General features: G+C 68.0%; 17 protein-coding genes. 2 read left to right on the top strand and 15 right to left on the bottom strand.

The window, feature by feature from the left end; translation table 11 throughout:
* Nucleotides 1-55: 55 nt before the first annotated feature.
* Nucleotides 56-1567 (bottom strand): FUSC family protein, encoded by a 1512-nt coding sequence (locus ACFWEE_RS12990; protein WP_386888658.1) that lies wholly within the window; start codon nucleotides 1565-1567, stop codon nucleotides 56-58.
* Nucleotides 1568-1871: 304 nt separating this feature from the next.
* The gene (locus ACFWEE_RS12985; RefSeq protein WP_386888657.1) at nucleotides 1872-2759 is read right to left on the bottom strand and encodes a helix-turn-helix transcriptional regulator; all 888 of its coding nucleotides are present in this window, start codon (nucleotides 2757-2759) and stop codon (nucleotides 1872-1874) included.
* A gap of 297 nt (nucleotides 2760-3056) precedes the next feature.
* Here ACFWEE_RS12985 and ACFWEE_RS12980 point away from each other — a divergent pair, with 297 nt between their 5' ends.
* Nucleotides 3057-4073 (top strand): zinc-dependent alcohol dehydrogenase family protein, encoded by a 1017-nt coding sequence (locus ACFWEE_RS12980; RefSeq protein WP_386888656.1) that lies wholly within the window; start codon nucleotides 3057-3059, stop codon nucleotides 4071-4073.
* Between the two features lie 89 nt (nucleotides 4074-4162).
* Nucleotides 4163-4573: a cupin domain-containing protein gene (locus ACFWEE_RS12975; protein ID WP_327174150.1), complete on the top strand. Its 411-nt coding sequence runs from the start codon at nucleotides 4163-4165 to the stop codon at nucleotides 4571-4573.
* A gap of 150 nt (nucleotides 4574-4723) precedes the next feature.
* Here ACFWEE_RS12975 and ACFWEE_RS12970 read toward each other — a convergent pair whose 3' ends face one another.
* The 13 genes from ACFWEE_RS12970 to ACFWEE_RS12910 form a co-directional block, all read right to left on the bottom strand.
* Complete coding sequence (locus ACFWEE_RS12970; RefSeq protein ID WP_386888655.1) at nucleotides 4724-5842, bottom strand: MupA/Atu3671 family FMN-dependent luciferase-like monooxygenase; 1119 nt, start codon at nucleotides 5840-5842, stop codon at nucleotides 4724-4726.
* Between the two features lie 101 nt (nucleotides 5843-5943).
* Nucleotides 5944-6849, bottom strand: a complete 906-nt coding sequence (locus tag ACFWEE_RS12965; RefSeq protein WP_386888654.1) for a glycosyltransferase family A protein — start codon at nucleotides 6847-6849, stop codon at nucleotides 5944-5946.
* 34 nt (nucleotides 6850-6883) lie between these two features.
* Complete coding sequence (locus ACFWEE_RS12960; protein WP_386888653.1) at nucleotides 6884-7552, bottom strand: histidine phosphatase family protein; 669 nt, start codon at nucleotides 7550-7552, stop codon at nucleotides 6884-6886.
* An 85-nt stretch (nucleotides 7553-7637) separates the two neighbouring features.
* On the bottom strand, nucleotides 7638-8783 hold the full coding sequence (locus ACFWEE_RS12955) for a phosphopantetheine-binding protein (protein WP_386888652.1): 1146 nt from the start codon (nucleotides 8781-8783) through the stop codon (nucleotides 7638-7640).
* 77 nt (nucleotides 8784-8860) lie between these two features.
* Nucleotides 8861-10087, bottom strand: coding sequence for a cytochrome P450 (locus tag ACFWEE_RS12950; RefSeq protein WP_386888651.1), 1227 nt, complete (start codon nucleotides 10085-10087; stop codon nucleotides 8861-8863).
* A complete protein-coding gene (locus tag ACFWEE_RS12945) occupies nucleotides 10084-11019 on the bottom strand; it encodes an NAD-dependent epimerase/dehydratase family protein (protein WP_386888650.1) in 936 nt (311 codons plus the stop codon). The genes ACFWEE_RS12950 and ACFWEE_RS12945 overlap by 4 nt, the downstream gene beginning before the upstream one ends.
* A complete protein-coding gene (locus ACFWEE_RS12940) occupies nucleotides 11016-12047 on the bottom strand; it encodes an isopenicillin N synthase family dioxygenase (RefSeq protein WP_386888649.1) in 1032 nt (343 codons plus the stop codon). Before ACFWEE_RS12940 ends, ACFWEE_RS12945 begins: the two co-directional genes overlap by 4 nt.
* Before the next feature lie 25 nt (nucleotides 12048-12072).
* Nucleotides 12073-12702, bottom strand: coding sequence for an HAD family hydrolase (locus ACFWEE_RS12935; RefSeq protein WP_386888648.1), 630 nt, complete (start codon nucleotides 12700-12702; stop codon nucleotides 12073-12075).
* A gap of 5 nt (nucleotides 12703-12707) precedes the next feature.
* Nucleotides 12708-13772, bottom strand: a complete 1065-nt coding sequence (locus tag ACFWEE_RS12930; RefSeq protein ID WP_386888647.1) for a nicotinate-nucleotide--dimethylbenzimidazole phosphoribosyltransferase — start codon at nucleotides 13770-13772, stop codon at nucleotides 12708-12710.
* Nucleotides 13769-15460, bottom strand: coding sequence for a carbamoyltransferase (locus ACFWEE_RS12925; RefSeq protein WP_386888646.1), 1692 nt, complete (start codon nucleotides 15458-15460; stop codon nucleotides 13769-13771). Before ACFWEE_RS12925 ends, ACFWEE_RS12930 begins: the two co-directional genes overlap by 4 nt.
* Complete coding sequence (locus ACFWEE_RS12920) at nucleotides 15457-16398, bottom strand: TIGR03621 family F420-dependent LLM class oxidoreductase (protein WP_386888645.1); 942 nt, start codon at nucleotides 16396-16398, stop codon at nucleotides 15457-15459. Before ACFWEE_RS12920 ends, ACFWEE_RS12925 begins: the two co-directional genes overlap by 4 nt.
* Nucleotides 16395-17306: a carbon-nitrogen hydrolase family protein gene (locus ACFWEE_RS12915; RefSeq protein ID WP_386888644.1), complete on the bottom strand. Its 912-nt coding sequence runs from the start codon at nucleotides 17304-17306 to the stop codon at nucleotides 16395-16397. The genes ACFWEE_RS12920 and ACFWEE_RS12915 overlap by 4 nt, the downstream gene beginning before the upstream one ends.
* Nucleotides 17306-18400, bottom strand: a complete 1095-nt coding sequence (locus tag ACFWEE_RS12910; protein ID WP_386888643.1) for a Gfo/Idh/MocA family protein — start codon at nucleotides 18398-18400, stop codon at nucleotides 17306-17308. Before ACFWEE_RS12910 ends, ACFWEE_RS12915 begins: the two co-directional genes overlap by 1 nt.
* Nucleotides 18401-18443: the final 43 nt, after the last annotated feature.

Below are 18443 nucleotides of genomic sequence, written 5' to 3'. Positions count from 1 at the left end.
GGCGCTCGGGGCGCCCGTGCGGTGCGCCCCGGACCGCAGGGACGCGGTCGGGCGCTCAGGCGCCGGTCGGCACCGGCCCGGTCCGCCGCAGCGGAACGGCGAGTTCGAGCAGGGCCTGCTCCAGCGCGTGGAGGTGGGCGAAGACCGGTTCGGTCTCCCGCGCTGCGGGCTCGACAGGAGCGGCGTGCCGGTGGCGCCGGTCCACGGCCGGTGGTGCGGTGAGCGCCTCGACCGCGGCCTCCACCCGCCAGCAGGCGGCGGCGAGCCGGGCGTCGTGCGAGGCCTCCGGGTCGGCGGCGACCGAGGCGAGCCCGCGTACCTCGCGGGCACAGCCGTCGAGCAGGGTGAGCACCTGGCGCGCCCGCTTCTTGCGCGCCCTCATCGGGCTCAGCGGGTGGACGAGCGGTGCCAGCGAGAGCCGCACCCGGCCGAGGATGGCCTCGAGTTCGGCCACCAGGGGCGCCGGATCGGCGTCCGGGCCGCCCGCGAGGCGGGCCGCGGCCTCGGCGGTGCAGGCGTGCACGCAGCGCAGCGCCCGCTCCACCCACGCGTCGGTCACGGAGTGCGTGGTCACCGGGAGGACGAGCAGGACCGCCAGGACGGCACCGAGCGCGCCGACGGCCGTCTCGCCCACCCGCAGGGCGAGGAGAGCCGGGTCGAGCACGCCGAGGAGCCCGTACAGCATGCTCGCCATGACGGTCACGCCGAGCATCATCCAGGTGTACGAGACGGCCGCGGTGTAGAAGACCACGAAGACGCTCAGCGCGACGACCACCGCTGCCGCGACCGGCTGCTCGTGCAGCGGTACGGCGACGGCGAAGCCGATCCCGATGCCGAGGACCGTCCCCAGGACGCGCCTGAAGCTCCGCACCACGGTCTCCCCGCGCGAGGTGGTGGCCACGAACACCCACCAGGTGGCGCCCACGGCCCAGTACCACCGCTGGTCCGACAGCACCTGTCCGACCGCGAGGGCGAATCCGGCGCCCGCCGCCGCCTGCACGGCCTGCCGGGTGGTGATCCGGGCGAGCCCGGCTCCGCCGGCCGGGGCCGGGACCGCCGCCGGTGCCGGCAGCCGTCGCTCGTAGCACCACGCGCCGAACCGGACGGCCGCCGCGGCGGCCACCGAGAGCAGTACGGCTCCGTACAGTTCCGGAATCCGGGCCGGCACGGCGTGCAGGAACTGCGCCATGAAGCAGGTCATGAAGGCGAACACCCCGAGCGAGTGTCCGCGCGGACCCCACCTCCGCGCGTACACCCCGCCCCCGACGGCGGCGAGGAACAGCAGGTCCCGGGCGACGGGCACGGTGTGCAGGGCGCTCGCGAGCACCAGCACCGGCAGTCCGACGACGGGCAGCAGCGCGGTCGTCACGGCCTGCCCGCGCACCGTGGGATCGCTCACCGTGAACAGGGCGAGCAGCGCGGACAGGCCGCCCGCGACCGTGGCCACCAGTGAATGTCCGGTGATCCCGCACAGGGCGACGGCCAGCCCGATACCGAGCACGGCCCTCCCCGCGAACCGCAGCCGCATCCACCCGGGATCCGGCGCCACGAACGCCCTCCTCAGCAAGTCGCCCGCCCTTCCGTCCGTCGTCCATCTGTATGAGCGCATGAGAAAGGCGCTGCGGAGCCCCCGTGGGGTTCCGCAGCGCCATCGCTCCGCACATCTCACCATCGACCCGGCCGACGGTTCAATCGACATCGAAAACGGTGGTCCATTGGCCCAGTTTCTCGCCGTGGAGCTGGGCCAGGGCAGAGCCAACGGATCACTGCCCTGTGACTCTTGTCGCGCGGCGTCCAGACCGGTCGGCGGCCGTCTCGACCGCGCTCAGCGCCGTCGCGGGCGCCGGCTCCGGCGCCCGCCGCACACGGCGTCAGCCGGTGGACGGAGTCCTGGGCGCGGCGGACTCCCGGGTGGCGGCCCAGGAGGCGAGCAGACGCAGGCCCTCCTCGGAGGAGGAGCCCGGTTCGGCCGTGTAGACGGTCATGGTGAGTCCGGGCTCGGCGGCCAGTTCGAGCACTTCGTAGGCGAGGGTGAGTTCGCCGACCACGGGGTGGCGGAACCTCTTGGTACCGGTCCCGTGGCGGCGCACGTCATGGGCGCCCCAGCGGGTGCGGAAGTCCTCGCTGCGGGTGGACAGTTCACCGACGAGGTCGTGCAGGTCCTTGTCGTGGGGGTCGCGGCCGGCCTCGCGGCGCAGGATGGCCACGGCCATGTCGCCGAAGAGCTCCCAGTCCGGGTAGAAGGAGCGCGAGGCCGGGTCGAGGAAGTTGAAGCGGGCCAGGTTTCCCTGGTTCTCCGGGTTGGCGAGGAGCTCGCCGTAGAAGGCGCGGGCGAGCGGGTTGGCGGCGAGGATGTCCGCCCGGCCGTTGCACACGACCGCGGGCCCCGCCGTGATGGCGTCGAGGGTCCACTGCAGGCTCGGGTGCGGACTCCACCGGCGGCCGGCCCGCCGCCGGGGACGCGTCAGCGCGTCGGAGCCGTCGGCGGCCTGAGCGAGGTGGAGCAGGTGGGCGCGTTCGGCGTCGTCCAGGTGCAGGGCCCGGGCGACGGATTCCAGCACGGCCGGGGAGACGCCCGCGAGGTTGCCCCGCTCCAGCTTCGCGTAGTACTCCACGCTCACGTCGGCCAGGGCGGCCACCTCGCTCCTGCGCAGTCCCGGCACCCTCCGCCGCGACCCGCCGGGCAGTCCGGCGCGCTCCGGGGTGATCTTCGCTCGCCGCGAGGTCAGGAACTCGCGGACCTCTTCACGGTTGTCCACACCACGACGATACGGCGTGCCCCCGGGGAGGAGAGGTACGGCCGGTCCCGTTCGGGCGGGCGGGACGCGGTGAGGGGTGTACTGCTGGTACACCCCTCACTGGTGACTCGCTCGCCGCTACGGAAAGGGGTTACCTGGAAGACGTGGCACTTCCCGGCCGGGGCGCGACGGCGCGGCGGCCGGGGCCTGTCCGCGAAGGACGCGGGCGGCGTCGGCGAAGACGCCGCGGAACGCGCCCCGGCCATGCGTACGGGCACCACGGGCCCGTCCCCCAGCACGTTATGTAAGGAACCCCTCATGCGCGGCGCAGTGATTCACGCCCCCGGCGATGTCCGTTTCGAGACCCTTGCCGATCCGAAGATCCTCCACCCCACCGATGCGATCATCCGTACCGCCGTGTCGTGCGTGTGCGGCTCCGACCTGTGGGCGTGGCGCGGTCTGGAGCCGGTCGGCGACCCGCACCCGATGGGCCACGAGTACGTCGGTTTCGTCGAGGAGGTCGGCAGCGAGGTCACCTCGGTCAAGCCGGGCCAGTTCGTCGTCGGCTCCTTCGCGACCTCCGACAACACCTGTGCCAACTGCCGCAACGGCTTCCAGTCGAACTGCCTGCACCGGGAGTTCATGAGCACCTGCCAGGCCGACTACGTCCGCATCCCCAACGCCCAGGGCACCCTGGTCGCCACCGAGGAGATCCCCGACGAGACGTACTGGCCGAGCCTGCTGGCGGTCTCGGACGTCATGGGCACCGGCTGGTGGGCCGCCGAGGCGGCCCAGCTCCGGCCCGGCTCCACCGCCGTGGTCGTCGGTGACGGCGCCGTCGGCCTCTCCGCCGTGATCGCCGCGAAGGAGATGGGGGCCGGGCGCATCATCGCCATGTCCCGCCACGCCTCCCGCCAGAAGCTCGCCCTGGAGTTCGGCGCCACCGACATCGTCACCGAGCGCGGCGACGAGGGCATCGCCCGGATCAAGGACCTCACCGGAGGCATCGGCGCCGACAGCGTGCTGGAGTGCGTCGGCACCGCCGAGGCCATGCGGCAGGCCCTGCACTCCGCCCGCCCCGGCGGCAGCGTCGGCTTCGTCGGTGTCCCGCACGACGTCGCCGTCGACGGCCAGGAGCTCTTCTTCTCCCACGTGGGCCTGCGCGGCGGCCCCGCCCCCGTGCGCCGCTACCTCCCCGACCTCATCGACCGCGTCCTGACCGGCCGCATCGAGCCGGGCAAGGTCTTCGACCTCACCCTCCCCCTCGACCAGGTCGCCGAGGGCTACCGGGCGATGGACGAACGCCGCGCGATCAAGGCGCTCCTCAAGCCCTGACGGGCCCGCGGTCCCGCCCCGGGGCCGTCACACGACCACCGCACCCCGTACCGCCCGCACGTCCGGGCCGCAAGGAAGAGGGAACGATCATGCAGATCACCCGGAGTTCGATCACCACCGCCAAGGGACCCGCCGAATGGTTCACCGGTGACGTCTACATCGACGCCGTCGCGGCGGCGCCCGCGCCGTCCCGGGTCACCGCGAACCTGGTGCACTTCATGCCCGGCGCCCGCACGCACTGGCACAGCCACCCGCTGGGCCAGACCGTCTTCGTCACCGAGGGCGTCGGCCTGTGCCAGCGCCGGGGCGGACCCGTCGAGATCATCCGTCCGGGCGACCGCGTACTGTTCGAGGCGGGCGAGGAGCACTGGCACGGCGCCGCACCCGACCGGCTGATGGTCCACGTGGCGATCAACGAAGGCGACGCCGACCACGCCGTCGTGCACTGGCTGACCCCCGTCACCGACGAGGAGTACACCGCCACCCCGGCAGCCGGCTGACACCCGCCCGGCTCGGCCGCCGCCACCGATGCCGGACAGGGGATCCCGCCGGTCGAGCGCGTGACCCGGGGTGTGCCGGATCCGAACGCGCTCACCGACTGTCCAGGACAGCTCCGACCCCTCGCTCACGGCGGCCTCACCGAGATCGTGTCACCCGTGCCCATCGGATGCAGGTCGCCCCTCGGCGGCCTCCCGTTCCTCCACCGCGGTACGCAGCGCATCAAGGCCCGCCAGACCCCTCAGCGCCGTGTCGACGGGCACACCGAAGTCGATGAGGCACGCGATCTCATCGACGCCGGCCCCGCGCATGCGCTCCACGATGGGCAGCACCTCCGAGACGGCCCCGAACAGGCCGTCCGAGGTGAGGTAGCGCTGGTAGGCACCGTCGACAGCCGCCGCAGCCAGGGGGGATCTGGCCCAGACCCGGGCTCGTTCATCGGTGGTCGGCCGCCTCGTGGTGGCGTCCCTGCCCGCGGATGAACCGGTGGAGCGCAGGTTCAGATCCAATGCGGACATCAAATAGCGCCGCAGCGGCTCACGCACAGAGCGCTCGACCGACGCCCGGTCCTCGCCGAGACAGGTGTGCAGCATCAAGACAACGTGTCCGCGACCGGTGCGCCCCGAGCGGGCGTAGGACCGCCGATAGACCGCGACGTTCTCCGTCAGCTTCTCGACGTTCTGCGTGAGCAGGTTCGTCAGCACTCCGGCACCGGCGTGCCCGGCGGTCTCGAACGTGGCCGGACTTCCACTGCTGGTGAGCCACAGTGGAATCTCCTCCTGCACAGGCGGCGGATAGACGAGGCGCCCCTGCCTCGAATCGAGGGGCCCCTGCCCCGGGTCGAGGGGCCCGCCCTGCCAGAGCCGCCGAAGCGTCTCGACCGCGTCCACCGTGCGCTCCCGGCGGTCGGCGTACGCATCTGGGTCGAAGAGGAAGTCCTGGGGATTCCAGCCGGAGGCGAGAGCCACGCCGGCCCGACCGTGGGACAGGTTGTCCACCATGGCCCACTCCTCGGCGACCCGCACCGGATGGTGCAGGGGCAGCACCACACTGCCTGCTCGCACCTGCACGCGAGAGGTTACGGCTGCCACTGCGGCCGAGGTGACGGACGGGTTCGGAAACAGGCCGCCGAAGCGGTGGAAGTGCCGCTCGGGTGTCCAGACGGCGGCAAGTCCGTGGTCGTCCGCGAACCGGGCGCCCTCCATCAACAGCCGGTACCGATCGCCCTTTGCTTCTCCATTGTCAGCGAAATAGAAGAGGCTGAAGTCCACGTTTCCCTCCAGTCGAACGCTTGACGCCAAGGTTCGGGACGCCGCACACAACACGCATTCAAGTCATCGCCATACGGTGCAATTCGACGCGTTTCTCCCGGTCAACCGCGAACGGCGACATGGTGAACCTGGTCCGACGGGCAGTGCATGACGCCCCTTATGTCCGCCGCGTACGCCTGAAGTCGCGCCCAGTCGGCCGGTTCGATAAATTGGCGCATCAGGGCACTGATATCGGCATTTTTCTTGTCCGCGCCATCGAGGTCCGATGCCACCGATGAGTAGATTTTACGCAGCCACGTATTCACACCCACGCGATAGTCACTGCCTGATCGCGTTTCTGGTGCGGTGGACAGTGAGCCGGGCCGACGGAGGCGGTGGTACACCGGGGCCCTCGTGTACGCGGCCTCACCCAGGAGGTGCGTCACCGCGACAATGAGCTTGTCGTACGAAACTCGAAATCCTCCGTAGTACCCACCGAGCCGACGGAGAAGTTCTGTCCGAAACAATCCATGATGTTGACAGTACTGACGGAGCGTGTCCGGATCCGCCGGGGCGCAGAGATTCTCCGACATGTCCTCCAATCTGGTCGCCCGCTCGGAACCGTCGCCGTAATGACGACCATGCTCGTAATGCACCGACTGCGCGGAGAAGGCGGCGCCGACATCCGTCCTGCGGAGAACATCCAGCAGGACGGATACGCGTTCGGGTCGACTCCAGTCGTCGGCATCCTGTATCAGCATCAGCGGGGAGTCGTTGGCCAGCAGGACTGCGGATACGACGAAGTAGACCCCTTCGTTCGTCGGGAGCTCGATACGCCACACGCGAGGGTCCTCGATGTCCTCGATCAACGACCACGGAGGTTCGCTGTCTCCATCATTCACGATGACCACTCGTAGATTTTGGTGAGATTGCCGAAGAACACTTTCGACGGAATCCCTGAAGTAGGTGGCGCAGCCGAAGTAGGATATCGGCACGAGCACTTCCGGTTCGATCCTGTCGTCTTTCATTACACGTCTCCCAAAATCCTGAAGGTGAAATTCTTCAGATGCTGCACCCACATGGCACAGAGTTCGCCAGGTGGTTTACGTCATTGCAGGTCATCAGCGTTTTCGTGATCTGGCCGTACGGATTTTCCTGTATCCGCCAATGGGTGATTCCCGTATGCTGGGTCCCAAACCTCAGGTCGCGAACCGACTCTGCGGCAAGTCCGAGCATCAAAGAAAACGAAGCTTCCACGGTCTCACCGTGTGCGAGCACAAGGACTCTCTGATCGCGGTGCCTTGTGACAAGATCTTCGAGGATTCGAGTGACGCGGCCGAGGTAGGAGTTCCACGACTCCGCACCGGGCGCATAGGGGAGGTGTGGCTTCTCCTGTGGTTGCGCGCCGAAGACCGTCTCCACCTCCCGCCATGGCAGGCCGTCGGCCTCGCCGGCACGGAGATCGAGCAGTTTCGGCTCGACAATGGCACGCGCTCCCAATGCCGTGGTGACTATGTCGGAGGTCTCCCGCACGCGTCGGCGCGGTGAGGCGTAGACGACTTCGAAGGGCAGCTCCGCGTGTTCCGCGCTCAGTCGTCCCGCCAGCTGTTCGGCCTGCCAGCGACCTCGGTCCGTCAACCCTGTGCAGCCCTTATCCCCACCGACGATTCCGGCCACATTACAATTGGCTTCACCGTGCCGAACGAGGAAAAGGTCCGTACGGACAGCCACTTCTATATCTCCGCATCTTTGAAACTGAAATGTGTCGAACGATGAGCCGACCGCTGACCTATGAGTGGTCGCGCCCCCGTTCCGCTCACAGTTCGAGCCGCGCGCGGATCGTCTCCGGCCAAGCAGGGATCTGGCTGCCGTACCGCTGTTTCAGGGCCAACAGGAGCCTGTCGAGCCCGAAGGCCAAACACGCACTGTGCCCGACCGATCCGTCGGGCCTTGCCAGCCCGAATGCCTCACCGAAGTGGTCCTTGTGATAGTTGACGGAGGCTACGGCCTGGTTGACTCCGTCGTCCACATCCGCGAGCATTTCCCACTTGAGTTGCTCGGACTGCTGCGCAGAAGCCAGATATCTTCCGGCGCTGCCGAAGAAGGGGTCGTTGGCCGCGGCGCGTTCGATGCTCAGACCCAGATCACGCAGCCATGATTCTGCGATGCTCAATGCACGATGGCGCCACATCGCAATGTCGTCCGGGGCACCCCAGCGAACGATCTCGTACATACGGAACGAGCGCAGTCGGCCGGTTTCGGCGGTCGCCTCGCCGCGGTAGCAGGCGGCCTCCACGCTGAGACAGCCGAGTTCTTTTCGCCATTCCTCGGAAATCAGCGGATACAGATGGTGACAGGCCGCCGACGTGAGGACGAGATCAGAGGGGCCAGTTCCTGATCCGGGCAGCGCACCGTGCACCTCACCGAGCAGGTGCGGGAAGGAGCTCGGGTATCCGGCACGCTCCGAGACGCTTCGGGCGATGACGGGAGGAGCGGTGTAGTGATCATCCACTTCATGGGCGAAGAGTCTCGCCAGTGAGGCGCGGAGACCGTCAAGAACGCTCTCGTCCGCCCTGGACGTCATCTCGACACCCGGAGCGCGCAGCCGAGTCCCTGCCGTGCTCGCGCGATCCATCGGCTCCCCATTGGGGGGCTTTCCCACGGGGGACTGCTGCTTCACTACGACTTCGACCGCCTCGGCGATGACCCCGATCGACCTGAAGGTCTCAGGCCTGATCATGTCCTCCGGAATTTCGATCTCGAATCGACTCTCAACCTCCATCAATATCTGCACTATTTGCATGGAACTGACTCCGGCCAGCCGGATATCCGCATCGCGCGCCAAGGACGCAGCCGCGTCGCCGAGAATTCCCGGGTCGGCCAGAATCGAGCGTATCGATTCTTCCATCAACTTTCCACCGTTCACATTCGATCGAGCATCCATGACGGCGAACACATTCATGACCATGGAAATCGGAAAGCATGGCCAAAATACTGCGACCCGCACGTGCGCCCGACTTGACGGTCAGGCACCGCCCCTCACCAAGCCACGGGGAGGTTGCGCACCCCGTACACCAGGTCCTCGTGACGGTAGACCAGATCCTCTTCCGGGACATCGAGATGCAATTCGGGCATTCTGGTGAAGAGCAGCTCCAGTGCCACGACTGCCTCCAAGGTTCCCAGTCCCCCGCCGAGGCAGCGGTGGACTCCGTGCCCGAAGGCAAGGTGCGGGTTCCTGGTACGGTCGATGTCGAACCTTTCAGGTTGATCGAAAACCTCGGGGTCCCAGTTCGCGGAATGCAGGTGCAGCACGATGAACTCACCCTTGCGGATCGTGCGGCCGGCGATCTCGATGTCCTGTTTCGCCACCCGTACCGGGCCGTGCTGAATAACCGTCCAGAACCGAAGCGACTCCTCGACCGCCAGGGGCGCCCACCGCGCGGGATCCTGCCGCATCCGCTGATGGAGCGACGGGTCCCGGAGCACGGCCAGGACGGTCATGGAAGTTACGGCCGCGGTGGCATCCAGACTCGCCGCGAGCAGGAGCGTGGCGGCGCCGATGACGTCGTCCCGGCCGAGTCCGGCAGCACGCGCGTTGGCAAGCAGCCGCGTCAGCAGATCATCGCCCGGCGTAGCTTCCTTGGCATCGATCAGCTCGCCGAGGAAACGCTTCATCTTCTCGCCTGCGACGAGCCGCTTCGCCATCGAGCCGTCGTGAGTGGCCCGCGCGTTGATGCACTGCCGGGCGAAGTCCTCGTAGTCGGTGACCCCGTACAGGTATCCCGACACGTAGCAGGGCAGCAGGTCGGCGAACATTTTGACCAGGTCGGCAGAACGCCCCCCGTCGGCGGTGAGTTGGTCGATCAGCCCTGTGGCAAGCTTCTCGATCGCAGGCCGGCGAGCTGCTACAGCCGCTGCGCCGAACTCCCGGCTGAGCAGGTTGCGTATCCGCTCGTGCTCCGGCGGGTCCATGGACAGAAACACACCAGGACGCTGCTCTCGATAGGCCAGCGGGACCAGTGGGTAATCATCGGCAGTCGCGTCCGAACTCAACCGGTTGTCGCTGAAGAGTGTCCGGACATCAGCGTTCCGTGTGACAAGCCAGGCCCGGCCACCGTAGGCGAGTTCGACCTCAAGGGGGCCACCGTCATGCCCATCAGGACGGTAGGCCCCGGGGGGCGCGAACGGGTTCTCGCGAGCAGCGGGAAACCGCACGGGACAAGTGGCGGCCGACTTGGTCCCGCCCGTTTCACTGGTGGTGTTCATTGCCCTTCCTCCTCAACGCTGTTGACGTCACTGAATCGCTTCTGCGCAGAACTGGGGGTGTCGAGCCCTGCGATGTAGTCCCGCAGGTGGATTCTTGGGATCCAGCCAAGCGCCCGTGCAGATGAGTGGTCGGCCACTCCGCGAACGCGGTTGCCGCGACGCGCCGGGATCATCCGCATCGCGCCACCGAACATGCGCGCGACGTCGATGATCCGGTGCTCTACACCGCAGCCCAGCTGATAGCCATCGCCCGACCCTCGCTCCGCGCAGATCAGGAGGCCGGAGACAATGTCGTCGACGTGGGTGAAGTCACGTGTCTGAGTGCCCGGTTCGACGATGGTCAGAGGAGAGCCCTGGCGCCTCTGCTCCTCGAAGATGCCGATCAGCGTGGCGTACGGCCCCTGGCTGATCTGCCGCGGACCATAGACGTTGTGGAAGTAGGTGATCGCGTAGTCGAGCCCGTACCAGTTCCCGACGTTGCGGATGTACTCCGCGTTCTTCGCCTTCACCCATGCGTAGGGGCTCGCATGTTCGCCGTGTGGTGGCTCAGCGAACCTGGTACTGGATCCCGCGTACACCAGGCGCGCTCGACGATTCAGACAGAAGTCGACCACCGACTTCGTGCCCAGAAGATTGGAGTGCCATACGCGATCGAGCTCCTGGAAGGAGCGCTCGACGCGGGCATACTCTCCGAGGTGGAAAACCGTGGATGGTGAAGGCAGGCTCGCCTCGTTCCACACGCGGTCGAGGTTCGCCGTCTCTCCCTCGATGTAGCGGACCCGTGGATCGGCCACATGGTTCTCCTTGCGGCCGGTGAAGTAGGAGTCGACGGACACGACAAGGGCTTCCCGGTGAAGGCGCAGCAGGCCTTCGACGACATGGCTGCCGATGAACCCGGCGCCACCGGTCACCAGCACCACCTCGCCGGTCACGACGTCCGCCCGGTGGATTTCATCAGCCGCTCGGTGATGTAGGCCTGACGCCGCTTCGACTCGAAGTAGGCATCGGCACGTTGGGGGCGGTGCTGTGGCCCGGACTCCGGATCGCCGCCCCCAGGTACGCAGGCGATGAGGGCGGCTGGGCTCGGCTGGTGGAAGTAGGCGACGGAGAGGCGGTCACGGGCCTGGCGGTCCGTGGACGGCGAGACCACCCGATGCACCGCGCTGCGCCACCGGTTGTCCGTCCAGAGGGCCATCAGATCGCCGACGTTGATCACGAACGCACCGGGGATCACGGGGACTTCTCGCCAGACCTGGTCACGGCCCAGCACCTGGAGTCCTGTTGCGCCCTCGTCCAGGTACAGGATGGTGAGTGTGCCCCAATCCCGATGCGCGATCTTGAGGAATTTGCCGTCGGGGCCGCTCCGCGCATCGGACGAGGGGTAGAAGTTGACGGTCAGGCTCGACATGTCAGGCTTGAAATGTGGTGCGAACCAGTCCTCGGGGAGATCGAGGGCCATCGCGAACAACCGCATGATGGCGTCGGCAAGTTCCCGGGTCGCTGCCATGTAGGACCGGTACGACTCGGCGAAGCCGCTGATCCGCGGCCACTTGTTGGGCAACCCGAGAGAAGGCCGGACATCGTCGGGCAGCTGGGCGAAGGCTCCGGGTTCGCCCAGGCTGTTCACGGTGAACGCCTCCAGCGGCTCGATGTTTCCCGCGACCAGTCCACGCAACAGCGGGTCCGCGGGGTCGGCGGCCAGTTCGGGATCGTTCCGCTCGGGACCGCCGAACAGTTCCGCGGTCGCGGCGCGCACCCCGTGTACAAGGCCTTCGGCGATGCCGTGACCGACAAGAAGAAAGAATCCGCCGTCCTCGCAGGCCCGACGGATCTGCGAAACCGCACGAGCTCGGCCGTCGGCCGTGCGGGCGTCGGCGAGATCCACGACCGGGAGCCAATCGTCGGCCATGGGGCCTGCCCCGGCGCCGCCTTCGGCGCCGGCCTCTGCACTGGTAGCCATGGACATCCCCCTCAAGGAGTGGTCATCATGCGGACGTCTGGTCGTCTTCTGTCGGCCATTGAGCGTCGGCCAGCTCGGCAGGGAGGCCGCTGCGGCCGATGATCAGGGTGCGCACACCCGCGGCTCCGCCCTGCGACCGGTCCCATTCGCTGTCGCCGACGAAGAGTGCTTTCGACGGCTCCGTGTCGAGGCGCCGCAAGGTGAGCAGCAACGCGTCCGGCATCGGCTTCGGCGCCGCGTCCTGCCGCGCCACCGTCAGCCTGACATCGAGGCTGGCTGCGTCCAGCAGGGACTGTGCGTCCTCACGCGACCGTCCGGTGCACACCCCCACCGCAATCCTGTGACTTCGCAGTCCCTCAAGAACGGCGGTCACACCGGCTACGGGCTGGGGAGAAGCCGTCGCGAGTTCCCGCGAGAGGAGCGCCCGGTAGACGCCCAGCGCCTCCGGGGCTCGATCGGCTCCAACCAGGCGACCGAGCGTGCCAAGATCCGTCGGCTGCTGAGAGCGGAAGAGCTGTAGCGTGCCGACCGGGCTCCCGGTCAACTCGTGCACTGCCCCGCTGAGACAGCGGGCGTGGATCGACCAGGTGTCCAGCAACGTGCCGTCGAGGTCGAAGACAACCGCACGAGGTGGAGAGGTCTTCGTGTCCGACATCTTCCTCACGTGTCCCCCTCTTGTAGGGCCAGGCCCACGTCACGAGCCCGTGGTGTGCTCCGTGCGAGCTCCAGCGTGGTGTTGATCAGACCCAGAACCATGGCGGCGCCACTGCCCATGCCGAGGCGCATGCCGAGATCGAGCAGAGGCTCCAGGCCGATCGCTTCGAGCACGGGCTGATGCCCTGGTTCGGCCGAGCGGTGGGCCGCCACCAGGTAGGCAGACGCCTGCGGGCACAGCCGAACCGCGAGCAGCGCGGCGACGCCGGTTATGAAGCCGTCCAGTACGACGACGCGGCGTGCGGCGGCGGCGGCGAGGATGACCCCTACGTTGCCGGCGATCTCGAACCCGCCCAGTGCGGCGATCAGAGCCATGGGATCGTCACGGGAGATCCGAGCTGTCCGGTGCAGCGCCTGTGCGACGAGACCGTGCTTGCGTGCAACCCCTGATGCGTCGACTCCCGACCCGGCGCCGACGACGGCATCGGGCGGCAGGTCCAGCAATACCGCGGCCAGCGCGGCGGCGGCTGTCGTGTTGCCGATGCCGATTTCCCCGACTGCGACAAGGGGCTCGTCGCCGAGCCGGCTCTGTGCGTACCGCGCTCCGCCGAGCACCGCACGCTCGGCGAGCGCGGCGCTCATGGCATCCTCCACGCTGATGTCCCCGGTTCCGGGACCCATTCGGTACTCCGGGTCGCCGACCGGCTGCGTCAGCCCGAAGTCCGCGCAGGCGAACTGGGCCGACACGCGATCGGCGAGAATGTTCACCGGTGCCCGTCCCGAGAGCGCGAGCGCCAGTACCCGTCCGCCGGCGTGCTGGGGGAAGGCGGAAGCCGAGTGCCGCGCGAGTCCGTGATCCGCAGCCAGGACGCTGATGACGGCGGGCAGCGGCCCGGGGGCGGGATCGCCGCGTATCGCGCTGATCCGAGGCACCAGTTCGTCCAGCCGGCCCAGCGCTCCCGGCGGCCGTGCCAAGGTGCGCAGTCGCACGGCCGCGAAGCGGGCCGCACTTCGGTCCGGCGGCCCGATCCGGTCGCACAGTTCCGCCATCGACGAAGGCTCCTGACTCACGCCCGCGTCTCCTTATAGGCAACCAGCCCGCTGCCAAGGACCAGGACGTCCATATCGGTCTTGAGGAAGCAGCGCACCGCGTCCTCCGGCGTCTCGACGATCGGCTCCTCGTTGTCGTTGAAGGAGGTGTTGAGCAGCACGGGGACACCGGTGACGGAGTCGAAGGCGTTCAGCAGAGCACGCAGTTGCGGATTGAGCGCCCCGAGTACCGTCTGCAGTCGGGCCGATCCGTCGGCATGAGTGACCGACGGGATCACCGTTCGCATCTCGGGCCGCACCTCGGGCACCATCAGCATGTACGGTGCCGGAACCGATGTCGTGAAGTACTCGCTCTGGCGTTCTTCGAGCACAATCGGTGCGAACGGGCGAAAGTGCTCGCGGTGTTTGACCTTGGCGTTGATCCGATCCTTCATTCCGGGATCCCGCGGGTCGGCAAGAATGCTGCGATTTCCCAGGGCCCGCGGGCCTATCTCGGAGCGCCCCTGGTACCAGCCGACGACCGCTCCGGCGGCGAGTTCACCGGCCACGTGGGCATACAGGTCGTCCGGCCGGAGCACCCTCAACAGGCCACTCTCCGCCGCGAGCGCGGCTTCGAGCCGCTCCTGGCCGTACTCACGGCCGAGGTAGGGGGAGAACGGTTCCGGGGAGGGCCTCCACTCGTGCGAGCCGAGAGCGTAGTAGCCGAACAGGGCCGACCCGAGCCCGGTCCCGCCGTCACCGGCGGCGGGGACCACGTGAATACGTTCGAAACCCGTCGCTTCCAGGAGCTTGTAGTTGGCCACGCTGTTGAGCGCTACGCCGCCTGCCAGGCACAGATCAGTCAGCCCGGTTCGTCGGTGCAGCGCGCGCGCGAATGAGATCACGACCCGTTCGGTGTGCTGTTGGACGGCGTAGGCGAAGTCCGCACGACGCGCGTAGTGTTCGTCCGGATGGTCGGCCTTGGCGAGTTCGGCGTCGATGAAGGCGCGCATGGCGATCTGCTGCGCTGTGGATTGGCGGAACTCCCCTTCGGAAAGCCGGTAGTAGGCGCCAAGTTCTTCGACATAGCGCGGTGAGCCGTAAGCGGCCAGCCCCATGGTCTTGCCGGGCGCGCCCATTCCTCCTGTGGTGAAGAGTCCGATTGCCTTGGACACGGCCTCGTACATCCACCCCACCGAGTCCTCGTAGGGATCCTCGGACCGACGGTCGGTCACCGTCACCCTGCCGTGTTGCGCGCGCACCACTTCAAGCCCACGGGGATTCGCCTGATAGCAGGTGATGGTCTCGCCGTAGAGCTCACCGCCCTCGACCACCGTCGAGCCCCGGCCGTCCATCACCATCACGGCAGCGTGTTCGAAGGGCGAGGTGTAGAAGGCGCTCGCCGCGTGGGCGAGGTGGTGGCCCATCCAGCGCACGCGGTCCCGCACACGCAGCGTGTAGACGGGATTGACGAAGTCGTTGGCGACGACCAGGTCCACCTCGTCCATGGATGTGCCGGCCTCGGAGAGCACATAGTCGGCCGCGAGGCAGCGTTGGAGACGGGGCCCGAGACCGAAGGCGATCTTCACTCTCGTCAGCCGCTCCTCCTCGATGGCCGAGACGACCTTGCCGTTTTCCACAAGAGCAGCACAGAAATCGTGATGCGATCCGCCAAGTCCCAAGACGCGCAACGGTCCTCCATGTCTCGCGTTGTCAGCCAACGCCGTCACTTGCCGGTCAGCCTGGCCACTACCGGCGCGAATGCCTCCGCCTGCGCCGCCGGCAACACCCAGTAGGAGATGCCAAAACGCTCGCGGCGCTCTTCCAGCCGTTCGCAGACCTCTGCGACGTCCCCGACCAGCGCCAGGGGAGAGTCCAACGCTTCAGCTGCCGGCAGGCCGAACATGCGGGAGAGGACGCGATCGGCATAACGCTCGGGCGACTTGGTGAGAGAGGCCGCGAAGATAAGGCACTGAAGCTCCGGCTGTTCGGCGCGGTCCGCCGCGGCCTCGCGCACCCAACGCACCCGCTGATCGAACTCGACAGCTCGTGCAGACGGTCCGAACCTGCTGTCCTTGGCGCCCGACACGAGGCGGGCCGAGAGCGAGACGATGTCGGCATGCAGGGCCGCCGCGCGCAGGACGCGCGGACCACCGCCGCCCATGGTCCACCGCGCAGGACGGGGACGCGGCTCGCCAACGGCGTCAATCACCTGATGGAAACGTCCGGTGAAAGATGCTCCCCCTTCGTCCCACAGCCGACGCAGCAGAGTCACAGCCTCGACAGCACGATCTATCCGCGCCGAGGCTGACTCGACTTCGATCCCCGCACGTGTGAAGTCGGAGGCCAGCCACCCTGCCCCCACGCCGATCTCCAGACGGCCCGGAGCGATCAGGTCGAGCGTGGCGAGTTCCTTGTACAGCACGGACGGCCTTCGCAGGCCGGCTCCGAGCATGAGCGGGCCGAGAGCCAGGGTCCGGGTCGTCCGCGCGGCAAGTGCCAGGGAGACAAGTGGGCCCCACTCCCGATTCATGTGGTCGGGTACGAGCAGCGAGCTGTAGCCCGCCTCCTCGCAGCGGGCGGACAGTGACTCCCAGTCAGCGACGTTCTGAGCACCTCCGGCAAGCACCCCGAACCGGAACGGCCGCACGTCGAGGCCCTCGCTCATCGGGATTCCCCACTGCCGATCACAAGATTCCCAGCGTCCGTTGGGACGTCGTCCACCGCCTGAATCGACATATCAGTTCCTTTGAGCAGCGATGAGTACGCCTGGGGCCTGCGGAACGCCGCACCCCAGATCGAACGCGCGCGGTAGGCGCGCAATGCCTGGAGATCCAGGTCTGCGACCACGAGCTGTTCCCTGTCGTCGGCCAGCACGATCGTGTGGTCACGAGGCCGCCCTCGGTCCATGGCGCGCCCGTCGAACAGACAGGACCGGCCGTTCATGCTCGGGCGGGGATAGTTGGCCACGGCCACGGCTGCCGCGTTCTCGAAGGCCCGCGTCCTAATCTGCCCGATGCGGTCGTCGCACAGCAGGGAGGCGTTCGGGCACACGAGGAGCTCGGCGTCGTCCAGTGCGAGCGCCCGGCAGGATTCTGGTTGCTCGCGGTCGAAGCAGATGATCACGCCCATCCGTACCGGTCCCGCGGCCGTTTGCACCGTTGCCGCGGCGAAACGATCCCCGGGGACGAAGGCCCGTTCCCAGAGGAAGTCGCACACGTGGACCTTGCGGTACACGTGGGCCACGCGGCCCGAGGAGTCGATGAGGGCGGCGGCGTCGGAGATCCCGTCCGGACCCGCTTCCATGAACGTCGTCACGATGGCGAGTCGGTGCTGCCGGGCGGCTTCCCGGAACGAACCGATCCAGTCGCCCGTGACTGTCGTCGCCAGTTCGCTCCATTGGCGTGCGCCGGCCTCGTCCTCCGGGCACGGCGCGTATGCCGTCTGCCACAACTCCGGAAAAACCAGGAGGTCGGCCCCAAGCTGCTCGGCCTCGGCGCACACGGCGAGACCACGCCTCAGGTTCTCACCAGGATCGCCCGTCAGGGCTCGGCGTTGGACCAGAACGATGCGCATCAGCCGTGCCCTCCCGCGCTCCCCCGCACCGATGCGATCGCTGGCACCACGGGCCCGGCGGGGCTGATCACAACCCGGGTCCGTTCCCGGGCGGAGATCATCGCGGCCTCGATCATCGCCACGGTTCCCAGGTTGTTGGCGGCATCACCCCAGTGGGCCGAGCTGTCGGTCAGGGCATCGACGAAATGATCCAGAGGGACCGAGACCTGCCGTATCGGATCACGGTCGAATCCGGCGTCATCGGGCTCGGCGACAACGGCGACGGGGCCGTCACTGCTCAAGTCGGCGCCGGCATCCAAGCTGTGCGGCATTGACGCCGCCCCTGCACGCGCCAGCCGTACCCGCCCGGCCCCGTTCCAGGTCGCGGTTCCGCCGGGGCCGGTCGCCCGCCAGCTGCCGCTCCATGCCGTGGGCATGGCAGGAGCACACCAGGAACCCCTGTAATGGAAGCGCGAGTGGTCGGCCATTTCGAACAGGGCTACTGCCTCGGCCGGACCTCGGTAGCCCGTGCCCGGGCGTCGTACAGAATCGCAGTAGACGGCCTCCGGCTCACTGCCGCTCAGGAGCCGAGCGGCGTCGAAGGCGTGCACGGCCATGTCGAGCAACAGGGGCTGGTCGAGTTCGGCGCGAAATCCTTCCGCCGGGTAGCCACGGCTGAAGCGGGCCTCCAGCGTGTGCAGACCGCCCAGTTCGGCCATCGCGGCCTTGAACGCCGCGATCCCGGGTTGATGACTGCGGGATTGGCTGACCATCAAGACTCTGCCCTGTCGGCCGGCCTGACCCGTCAGCATCACTGCTCCGGCCAGGTCCGTGGCAAAAGGCTTCTCCGTGAGCACCGACAGCCCGGCGGCGAGCGCTTGAGCGATCACCGCATGGTGGACATCCGGTGGCGTGGCGTTCACGATGGCGTCCGCCGCGGGGTTCGGCAGCTCGCCCAACGAGGCCGCGGTCGGTACGCGGGGAAGCCGGAGTCGCAGGGCCAGGCCCTTCGCCCGACGAGTGTCGGCGTCCACGATGCCCGCGAGCTCGCACTGCTGATGTCGGGCCAGAGCGTGTGCCCACGCTTGCCCCATGGCACCGGCGCCGACGAGCACGACACGTATGGGACGTCCCAGGACACGGTGCGGCGGCACTGCC

This window comes from Streptomyces sp. NPDC060184 (assembly GCF_042728795.1).
Classification (GTDB): Bacteria; Actinomycetota; Actinomycetes; order Streptomycetales; family Streptomycetaceae; genus Streptomyces.
The sequence above is the reverse complement of the archived record's forward strand: the minus strand, read 5'-3'. Positions and strand labels throughout refer to the sequence as shown.

What these genes read in the sequence shown, in the direction of transcription:
- ACFWEE_RS12980 (WP_386888656.1), top strand. Translation starts at nt 3,057, where the DNA reads ATGCGCGGCGCAGTGATTCACGCCCCCGGCGATGTCCGTTTCGAGACC.
- ACFWEE_RS12975 (WP_327174150.1), top strand. Translation starts at nt 4,163, where the DNA reads ATGCAGATCACCCGGAGTTCGATCACCACCGCCAAGGGACCCGCCGAA.
- ACFWEE_RS12965 (WP_386888654.1), bottom strand. Translation starts at nt 6,849, where the DNA reads ATGAAAGACGACAGGATCGAACCGGAAGTGCTCGTGCCGATATCCTAC.
- ACFWEE_RS12955 (WP_386888652.1), bottom strand. Translation starts at nt 8,783, where the DNA reads ATGAATGTGTTCGCCGTCATGGATGCTCGATCGAATGTGAACGGTGGA.
- ACFWEE_RS12950 (WP_386888651.1), bottom strand. Translation starts at nt 10,087, where the DNA reads ATGAACACCACCAGTGAAACGGGCGGGACCAAGTCGGCCGCCACTTGT.
- ACFWEE_RS12940 (WP_386888649.1), bottom strand. Translation starts at nt 12,047, where the DNA reads ATGGCTACCAGTGCAGAGGCCGGCGCCGAAGGCGGCGCCGGGGCAGGC.
- ACFWEE_RS12935 (WP_386888648.1), bottom strand. Translation starts at nt 12,702, where the DNA reads ATGTCGGACACGAAGACCTCTCCACCTCGTGCGGTTGTCTTCGACCTC.
- ACFWEE_RS12920 (WP_386888645.1), bottom strand. Translation starts at nt 16,398, where the DNA reads ATGAGCGAGGGCCTCGACGTGCGGCCGTTCCGGTTCGGGGTGCTTGCC.
- ACFWEE_RS12915 (WP_386888644.1), bottom strand. Translation starts at nt 17,306, where the DNA reads ATGCGCATCGTTCTGGTCCAACGCCGAGCCCTGACGGGCGATCCTGGT.